This is a genomic window from Streptomyces sp. JJ36 (genome assembly GCF_021696945.1).
In the GTDB taxonomy this organism is placed as follows: Bacteria; Actinomycetota; Actinomycetes; order Streptomycetales; family Streptomycetaceae; genus Streptomyces.
This window is the reverse complement of sequence record NZ_JACYHE010000121.1, coordinates 1-8,209: the sequence shown is the minus strand read 5'-3', so window position 1 is coordinate 8,209 and position 8,209 is coordinate 1. Positions and strand designations below refer to the sequence as shown.

5 protein-coding genes and 2 tRNA genes are annotated in these 8,209 nt (G+C 77.6%); 3 read left to right on the top strand and 4 right to left on the bottom strand.

The annotated features are described in order from the left end of the window. The first annotated feature begins 86 nt into the window (after nucleotides 1-86). Both HOY81_RS26200 and HOY81_RS26195 read left to right on the top strand, forming a co-directional pair. Nucleotides 87-158, top strand: a tRNA-Val gene (locus tag HOY81_RS26200). Between the two features lie 85 nt (nucleotides 159-243). Beyond that, nucleotides 244-315 (top strand) — tRNA-Val (locus tag HOY81_RS26195). 225 nt (nucleotides 316-540) lie between these two features. Here the strand turns inward: HOY81_RS26195 and HOY81_RS26190 are convergent. After that, nucleotides 541-750 (bottom strand): hypothetical protein, encoded by a 210-nt coding sequence (locus tag HOY81_RS26190; RefSeq protein ID WP_237323190.1) that lies wholly within the window; start codon nucleotides 748-750, stop codon nucleotides 541-543. Between the two features lie 769 nt (nucleotides 751-1,519). Between HOY81_RS26190 and HOY81_RS26185 the strand changes: the two genes are divergently transcribed. Continuing rightward, nucleotides 1,520-2,887: a serine/threonine-protein kinase gene (locus HOY81_RS26185; RefSeq protein WP_237323189.1), complete on the top strand. Its 1,368-nt coding sequence runs from the start codon at nucleotides 1,520-1,522 to the stop codon at nucleotides 2,885-2,887. Nucleotides 2,888-3,090: 203 nt separating this feature from the next. On the opposite strand, the gene HOY81_RS26180 is transcribed toward HOY81_RS26185, so the two are convergent. The 3 genes from HOY81_RS26180 to cobT form a co-directional block, all read right to left on the bottom strand. Further along, nucleotides 3,091-3,900 carry an RNA methyltransferase gene (locus HOY81_RS26180; RefSeq protein WP_237323188.1) on the bottom strand — a complete coding sequence of 270 codons (810 nt, stop codon included), beginning with the start codon at nucleotides 3,898-3,900 and terminating at the stop codon, nucleotides 3,091-3,093. Between the two features lie 9 nt (nucleotides 3,901-3,909). Further along, nucleotides 3,910-5,193: a uroporphyrinogen-III C-methyltransferase gene (cobA, locus tag HOY81_RS26175; protein ID WP_237323187.1), complete on the bottom strand. Its 1,284-nt coding sequence runs from the start codon at nucleotides 5,191-5,193 to the stop codon at nucleotides 3,910-3,912. A 251-nt stretch (nucleotides 5,194-5,444) separates the two neighbouring features. Further along, nucleotides 5,445-8,171 carry a nicotinate-nucleotide--dimethylbenzimidazole phosphoribosyltransferase gene (gene cobT / locus HOY81_RS26170; protein ID WP_237323186.1) on the bottom strand — a complete coding sequence of 909 codons (2,727 nt, stop codon included), beginning with the start codon at nucleotides 8,169-8,171 and terminating at the stop codon, nucleotides 5,445-5,447. Nucleotides 8,172-8,209 lie beyond the last annotated feature (38 nt).

The window sequence follows — 8,209 nt, the reverse complement described above, 5'->3', positions numbered from 1 at the left end:
GAGAGCGCTTCCCTGACACGGAAGAGGTCACTGGTTCAATCCCAGTATCGTCCACTCGGCTCGTCCGCTCCGGCGGACCGGGTTCCGCGCGATTAGCTCAGCGGGAGAGCGCTTCCCTGACACGGAAGAGGTCACTGGTTCAAATCCAGTATCGCGCACGCACTGCGCGCACTCGCCCTCGGTGACCGTCCGGTGGCGGTGCGTTCGTGGCGGAGCCGCCCGACGGGACGGCTCGCGGCCCACGGACGATTAGCTCAGCGGGAGAGCGCTTCCCTGACACGGAAGAGGTCACTGGTTCAATCCCAGTATCGTCCACATCCACGTGAGGGCCCCGGCCGGCCGGCCGGGGCCCTCACGGTGTGCGCTCCTGTCCGGACGGCGCCGGCGGCGGCCGTTCGCGGGAAGCGCCACGGGAAGCGCGAAGCCCGGGCAGCTCCCCAGCTGCCCGGGCTCTCGTGCCGTCCGCCGCACCCCCGTCCCCACGGGGCTGATGGCCGGATGTCCCCGACTCGGGCCGCTCTCCCGAGCCCGGGGCGCCGCTCAGCGCCCCAGCATTCCGGCCACGGACGACGCCTGGGTGACCACCGCCTCCACGCCGCCGAAGACCACGGCGAGGACGAGGGCCATCGGCAGCACCATGGCGGCCGCCACCAGTGGGTGCCGGCGCCCGCCGGGGCCGGTGCCGAGGGCGGTGATCGCCGCCGCCCGGACCCGCGCCCGGGACACCGTACGCCCTGCCGTGTGCGCCATGGCTCCGCTCCTTGTCTCTCCGGGGCGGCGGGCGTCTGACCTCGGGGGACGAGTGCTCCGCCCGCCGCTTGACCACCACACTAGGCGCCTGCGCCGGGCCCGGCGTCATGCCCGCGTACCGACTGCGGGGCCTCCCGCAGGATGACGCCCGTCGCGCCCGGCTACTCCCCAGGGTGGAGACCGTGTCCGGAGTCCCGGGGACTTCCCGGAGGGGGCACGGCCGGGACCGGGTAACCACGCAGGCGGCTCGTTCGCGGGCGCCTCCGGCCCTGGGGCCGGCACGGGACGTCGCCGGCGTGAAGCGGGCCCGCCGGACGGCCGCCGCCTCGGGAACGAGCGTCCGGCGGGCACCGACCCGGTCACAGGTCGGCCCGGAGGCCGGGGCAGGGCGGGCCGGAGCGGCCCGGGGGGTGAGTTCGCTCACCTCCCGGGCCCCCTCCGGCGCCCGCTCCCCGCGCCGCCGTGCACCCCCGCGTCTGGCCGGCGCGGGACCGCACGGCCGCCCGTTCCGGGGGCCGTGCGGAAGGCACCGGGCGAGGATCTTTCCCTCCGTCAAACCACGGCGGCGCGCGGCCTCTTGTGGCGGGCAGCGCTCCTCCCGTACGCCACCGCGGCGGGGCGGCGGGGCGCTCCCGCCCACGGCGGGCCCCTGACACTCCGTCTTGCGGCGCGTGTGCCGCCTCTCGTGGGTCGGCCACCGCAGTCCGTAAGCTGTCCTCGGCAGACGGACAGGCAGCGGGTGGGGCCACCCCGCCCGGAGGGGAACGACATGGCGATGATGCGGCTCCGGCGCGAGGACCCGCGAGTCGTCGGCTCGTTCAGGCTCCACCGACGCCTGGGCGCGGGCGGCATGGGCGTGGTGTATCTCGGCTCGGACCGGCGCGGGCAGCGGGTGGCGCTCAAGGTGATCCGCCCGGACCTCGCCGAGGACCAGGAGTTCCGCTCCCGCTTCGCCCGGGAGGTGTCCGCCGCCCGGCGCATCCGGGGCGGCTGCACGGCGCGGCTGGTGGCCGCGGACCTCGAGGCGGACCGGCCCTGGTTCGCCACCCAGTACGTCCCGGGCCCCTCGCTGCACGACAAGGTCGCCGAGGAGGGGCCGCTCCCCGCCTCGCAGGTCGCCTCGATCGGCGCGGCGCTGGCGGAGGGCCTGGTCGCGGTGCACGAGGCGGGCGTGGTCCACCGGGACCTGAAGCCGTCCAACATCCTGCTCTCCCCGAAGGGCCCGCGCATCATCGACTTCGGAATCGCCTGGGCGACCGGGGCCAGCACCCTGACGCATGTCGGCACCGCGGTCGGTTCGCCCGGGTTCCTCGCGCCCGAGCAGGTGCGGGGGGCCGCCGTCACGCCCGCCACCGACGTCTTCTCACTGGGTGCGACCCTGGCGTACGCGGCCACGGCCGACTCCCCGTTCGGGCAGGGCAGTTCCGAGATCATGCTCTACCGGGTGGTGCACGAGGAGCCGCAGTTGCACGCGGTGCACGCCGCCCTCGCCCCGCTGGTCGAGGCCTGCCTGGTGAAGGCTCCGGAGGACCGCCCCAGTACGCTGCAACTCTCCCTCCGGCTGAAGGAGATCGCCGCCCGCGAGGCGCGCGGGCTGCCGGACGCGGCCCCTGCGGTCCCCCCCGCGGCCGCCCCGCACGCCGCGGGCGGCGAGCGGCCGCGACGCCCGGCCGGGCGACGGGCCGAGGAGTACGCGCGGCAGCACACGGAACGCGAGCGGCTCCCCGACGGCGAGCGGACCGGCTCCGCCGGCCGGGAGCGCGGCCGGGGGACCGAGACCGCCGGCGGCGGCGCGCTGCGCTCCGCCACGTCGCGTACGGGGCCGCGTAAGCGCCCGGGGGCGCGCCAGGGACACGGGCCGCACCGGGCCCCCGGGCGGCGGCAGTCCGCCGGTGCGGGGGCGCGGACCGGAGGGCGGACGGGAAGCCGGGCCGGGGCGGCCGGGGGCCCGCGGGGGCGCAACGGGACGCCGGGCCGGCGCCCGGGGGCGGACCGGCGGCTGCTGCGGCAGCGGTTGGTGGTCTTCGTGACGGTGACCTTGCTGGTGGCGCTGGGGATCGCGGCCGCGCAGGGGTGCCAGAGCTCGGTGAGCGGTCTCGCCGACCCGCCCCGCGGGGTGGGGGCGGCGCAGGGCTGACCCCAGGCGGTCGGCTGCAGCCCCGGGACCGGGCGCACCCGCGAGCGGGGCTCCCCGGCGGGCGGGCCACCTCGTCGCCGCCGGCATCCGCCGGACCGGCACGCGGGGCCGCGCGCCGCGGCGGCCGGCGGAAGGGTGCCTCGCGAGACGCCGGGCACGGCAGCCGCGGTACGCCACGGAAGCCCGGCGGGGCGCCGGTGGGGTCAGGCGGGGCGGGTGGTGGCGTAGAAGGCGACGGCGGCGGCCGCGCCGACGTTCAGCGAGTCCACCCCGTGCGCCATGGGGATGCGCACGCGGATGTCGGCGGCACGCAGCGCCCGGTCGGTCAGCCCGGCGCCTTCGGCGCCGAGCAGCAGGGCGAGGCGCCCGGCCGTCCCGCGTACCGCGGTGTCCACCGGTACCGCCTGCGCGTCCGGGGTGAGGGCGAGCAGCGCGAACCCCGCCTCGCGGACCGTCTCCAGGTCGCGCGGCCAGTGGGCGAGCCGCGCGTGGGGCACCGCGAAGACGGCGCCCATGGACACCTTGACCGAGCGCCGGTAGAGCGGGTCGGCGCAGTCCGGCGAGAGCAGCACCGCGTCCATGCCGAGGGCTGCCGCACTGCGGAAGATCGCCCCGGTGTTGGTGTGGTCGTTGACGCCCTCCAGGACGGCGACGCGGCGTGCCCCGGCCAGCAGCGCGCCCGGCTCCGGCAGCGGCTTGCGCCGCATGGCGGCCAGGGCGCCGCGGTGCACGTGGTAGCCGGTGACCTGTTCGGCGAGGGCGGGCGCCACCGTGTAGACGGGCGCGGTGGCCGCGTCGATGACGTCCCGCATCGTCTCCACCCACTTGGCGGAGAGCAGCATGGAGCGCATCTCGTACCCGGCGTCCAGCGCGCGCCGGATGACCTTCTCCCCCTCGGCGATGAACAGGCCCTCCGCCGGTTCGCGCACCCGCCGCAGCGCGACGTCGGTGAGGCCGGTGTAGTCCCGCAGCCTCGGGTCGCCGGGGTCGTCGACGGTGAGGAGTGCCGCCACCGGATGCTCCTACGCGCCCGCGTCCGCGCCGGACGTACCCGCGCCCGGGCCCGCCGTACCCGCGCCCGGGCCCGCCGTACCAGCGCGCGGGCCGACGGACACCACCTCCCCGATCACGACGATCGCCGGCGGCCGGATGCCCGCTTCCTCCACCGCGCGGGCGGCGGTGGCCAGTGTGGCGTCGACCGTGCGCTCGGCGGCCGTGGTGCCCTCCTGCACGACGGCGACCGGGGTCCCGGCCGGCCGGCCGTGCCGGATCAGCGTCTCCGCGATGGCGCCGAGGCGTTCCACGGCCATCAGCAGTACGAGCGTGCCGCGCAGGTGGGCGAGCGCCTCCCAGTCGACCAGCGAGCGCGGGTCGTCCGGCGCCAGATGCCCGCTGACCACCGTGAACTCGTGGGCGACGCCGCGGTGGGTGACCGGGATGCCGACGGCCGCCGGCACGCTGACGGCGCTGGTGATGCCGGGTACGACGGTGACGGGCACGCCCGCGTCGGCGAGCTGCTGCACCTCCTCCATGCCGCGCCCGAAGACGTAGGGGTCGCCGCCCTTGAGCCGGACGACGGAGCGGCCGGCCTTGGCGTGCCGGATCAGCGCCTCGTTGATGGCCTCCTGCGCCATGGCCCGGCCATAGGGGATCTTGGCCGCGTCGACGACCTCGACGTGCGGGGGCAGCTCGTCGAGGAGGTCGCGGGGGCCGAGCCGGTCGGCGATGACGACGTCCGCCTCGGCCAGCAGCCGCCGGCCGCGGACGGTGATGAGGTCGGGGTCGCCGGGGCCGCCGCCGACCAGGGCGACGCCGGCCGTACGGGCGCGGTGCCGGGGGGCGGAGAGGGTGCCGTCGCGGAGGCCCTCGACGATCGCGTCGCGGACGGCCGCCGAGCGCCGCGGGTCGCGGCCGGTGAGCACGGCGACGGTGACCCCCTCGCTGCGCCCGGTCGCGGGCGTCCAGGCGGTGGCGGACTCGGCGTCGTCGCTGCGGACGGCCCACACCCGGTGGGCCTCGGCCTCCGCGGAGGCGGCGGCGTTGGCCGCGGGGTCGTCGGTGGCGATGAGCGCGTACCAGGCGTCGGCGAGGTCGCCTTCCCGGTAGCGGCGGCGTTCCCAGGTGAGTTCGCCCGCCTCGGCCATCGCCTCCACCGAGGGGGTGGCCTCCGGCGCGACGAGGGTGACGTCGGCGCCCGCGGCGAGCAGCGCGGGCAGCCGCCGCTGGCTGACGCTGCCGCCGCCGAGCACGACGACGCGGCGGCCGGCCAGACGCAGGCCCACGGGGTAGGCGGGGGTTTCGGGCATGGGAGTGCGACTCCTGGGGTGGGCGCGGTGCCGCTGCGGCGTCGGAGCGGCGGGGACGGCGGACGGGGCGGCGCGTGGCACCCTCCGTGCGCGGTACGGCAGCCAGCCTATGCCGGGCCGGAAGGGGACTGCTGTTCCGCGGATCACTCCGGGCCGGCAGGACCGGGTGCCACCGCACGCGGGCGGCCCCCGGCCCCGGCCCCGGTGGTGTCCCGGGTCCGGGGCCGTGCGGGGCCGCCCGCGGGCCGGCGTCAGTTCTTCTCGGTGACGCCGGCCGAATCGAACGTGGCGACCTCGTGCATGGCACGCGCGGCGCTCTGCACCATGGGCAGCGCGAGCAGCGCCCCGGTGCCCTCGCCGAGCCGCAGGTCGAGGTCGATCAGGGGCCGCAGCCCGAGCTTGGTGAGGGCGGCGACGTGCCCGGGCTCCGCGCTGCGGTGACCGGCGATGCAGGCCGCCAGCGCCTCGGGAGCGATCTGCCGGGTCACCAGGGCCGCGGCCCCGGCGCTCACCCCGTCCAGCACGACCGGGGTGCGCAGGGACGCGCCGCCCAGGATCAGGCCGGTGAGGGCGGCGTGCTCCAGACCGCCGACGGCGGCGAGCAGCCCGACGGGGTCGGCCGGATCCGGCTGGTGGAGCTGGAGGGCCCGGCGGACGACCTCGACCTTGCGGGCGTGCGTCTCGTCGTTGATGCCGGTGCCCCGCCCGGTGACCTCCACCGGGTCGGCGCCCGTACAGGCCGCGATCAGGGCGGCGGAGGCGGTGGTGTTGGCGATGCCCATCTCGCCGGTGAGCAACGCCTTGTTCCCCGCCGCCACCAGGTCGCGGGCGGTCTCGATGCCGACCTCGACGGCACGCAGCACGTCCTCCCGGCTCAGCGCGGGGCCCTGGGTCATGTCGGCCGTGCCGGGGCGTACCTTGCGGGGCAGCAGCCCGGGGGTGGCGGGCAGGTCGCCGGCCACGCCGACGTCGACGATGCACACCTCGGCGCCGACCTGGTTGGCGAAGGCGTTGCAGACCGCGCCGCCGCCCAGGAAGTTGGCCACCATCTGGGCGGTGACCTCCTGCGGCCACGGGGTCACGCCCTGGGCGTGGACGCCGTGGTCGCCGGCGAAGACGGCGACGGCGGCGGGCTCGGGCACGGGCGGCGGGCACTGCCGGGAGAGACCGCAGAGCTGTGCCGAGATGATCTCCAGCATGCCGAGCGCCCCGGCGGGCTTGGTCATCCGCTTCTGCCGCTCCCAGGCCTCGCCGAGCGCCTTGGCGTCCAGCGGGCGGATGCGCTCCAGGGTCTCGGCCAGCAGGTCGTGCGGTGCGGAGCCGGGGAGGGCGCGGCGCCCGTACGCCTCCTCGTGCACGACCCAGGAGAGCGGGCGCCGCTTGGACCAGCCGGCCTGCATCAGCTCCGGCTCGGCGGGGAATGCGTCGACGTACCCGATGCAGAGGTAGGCGACGATCTCCAGGTGCTCCGGCAGGTCGAGGGTGCGGACGAGTTCGCGCTCGTCGAAGAAGCTGACCCAGCCGACGCCGAGGCCCTCCGCCCGTGCGGCGAGCCAGAGGTTCTCCACCGCCAGCGCGGAGGAGTAGGGCGCCATCTGGGGCTGGGTGTGGCGGCCGAGGGTGTGGCGGCCGCCGCGCGTGGGGTCGGCGGTCACCACGATGTTCACCGGGGTGTCGAGGATGGCCTCGACCTTCAGCTCCTTGAACTGCTTGGCACGGGCCTTGGGCAGCGACTCGGCGTACGCCTCCCGCTGACGCTGGGCCAGCTCGTGCATGGTGCGGCGGGTCTCCGCGGAGCGGATGACCACGAAGTCCCACGGCTGCGAGTGGCCGACGCTGGGTGCGGTGTGGGCGGCCTCCAGCACGCGGAGGAGCACCTCGTGCGGGATGGGGTCGGGCCGGAATCCGTTGCGGATGTCGCGGCGCTCGCGCATCAGCCGGTGCACCGCCTCCCGCTCGGCCTCGTCGTAGCCGGGGGCGGGAGGGGACGGTGCGGCGCCGCTGTCCGGTGCGCCGCCCTCGGTGGACGGCGCGGCGGCGGCCGCCGGGCCGTCCTCGCTTATGGGAGGAGCGGGGCCGGCTTGGGGCTCCGGGGGCGTCCGGGTCTCCGGGGCGACCGGCTGCTCCGTCGTGCCGGGTGCCTCCGTGACGGCGGCGTCCGCGGGGGCCCCGGGAGCGGCAGTTCCCCCGGTGTCCTCGGCTCCCCCCGTCGCGGGCTCCCCGGACGCGGGCTCCGCGGGTGCGGCCGGTCCGGCGTCGGCGGGGACGCCGGCGGCCGGGGAGCCCGGCTGCACGTCCGTCCCTTCGCCGGCGGGCGCCGGCCCGTCGCCCGGGACCGTGGTGCCGGGGGCGTCCTCCGGGCCGCTCCCGGCGGCCGGGGCGTCCTCCCCGGGCCCACCGGCACCCGGCTCCCCCACGCCGGGCACCCCCTCGGCACCCTCACCCGCCACCGGCGGCACCACCACGGCACCCTCGGAAACCACGTCCTCCCCACCCTCCGGGGCACTCCCCGGCTCGGCCAGCCCGGTCCGGGCGGCGTCCCCGGTGTCCGGGGACGGCTGCGTACCGGCCGGGACGCTCCCGGGAGCGGGACCGCCGGGGTGCAGTCCGGCGGCCTCACCGCCGGGCTGCGGCGCTTCCCCGGTCCCGCCGGGGGCTGGTACGGGGCCGGGGGCGTCCTCCGGGCCGCTCCCGGCGGCCGGGGCGTCCTCCCCGGGCCCACCGGCACCCGGCTCCCCCACGCCGGGCACCCCCTCGGCACCCTCACCCGCCACCGGCGGCACCACCACGGCACCCTCGGAAACCACGTCCTCCCCGCCCTCCGGGGCACTCCCCGGCTCGGCCGCCCCGGCCTGCTCGCCGTGGCGGACCTGCGCCGGGACGTCCGGGGAACGGGTGGCGGCGGCCGTCTCCGCCGGTGTCCCGGAGCCGTCCGGGGCACCGGTGGCGGGCGGCGCCTCGGGCCCGGTGCTGGGCATCGCGCCCTTCAACTTCCCCCTCAACCTCTGCGCGCACA

Bases quoted from the DNA above. Each gene is read 5' to 3' on its own strand.
- HOY81_RS26190 (WP_237323190.1), bottom strand. From the start codon at position 750: ATGGCGCACACGGCAGGGCGTACGGTGTCCCGGGCGCGGGTCCGGGCG.
- HOY81_RS26185 (WP_237323189.1), top strand. From the start codon at position 1,520: ATGGCGATGATGCGGCTCCGGCGCGAGGACCCGCGAGTCGTCGGCTCG.
- cobA (WP_237323187.1), bottom strand. From the start codon at position 5,193: ATGCCCGAAACCCCCGCCTACCCCGTGGGCCTGCGTCTGGCCGGCCGC.
- cobT (WP_237323186.1), bottom strand. From the start codon at position 8,171: ATGCCCAGCACCGGGCCCGAGGCGCCGCCCGCCACCGGTGCCCCGGAC.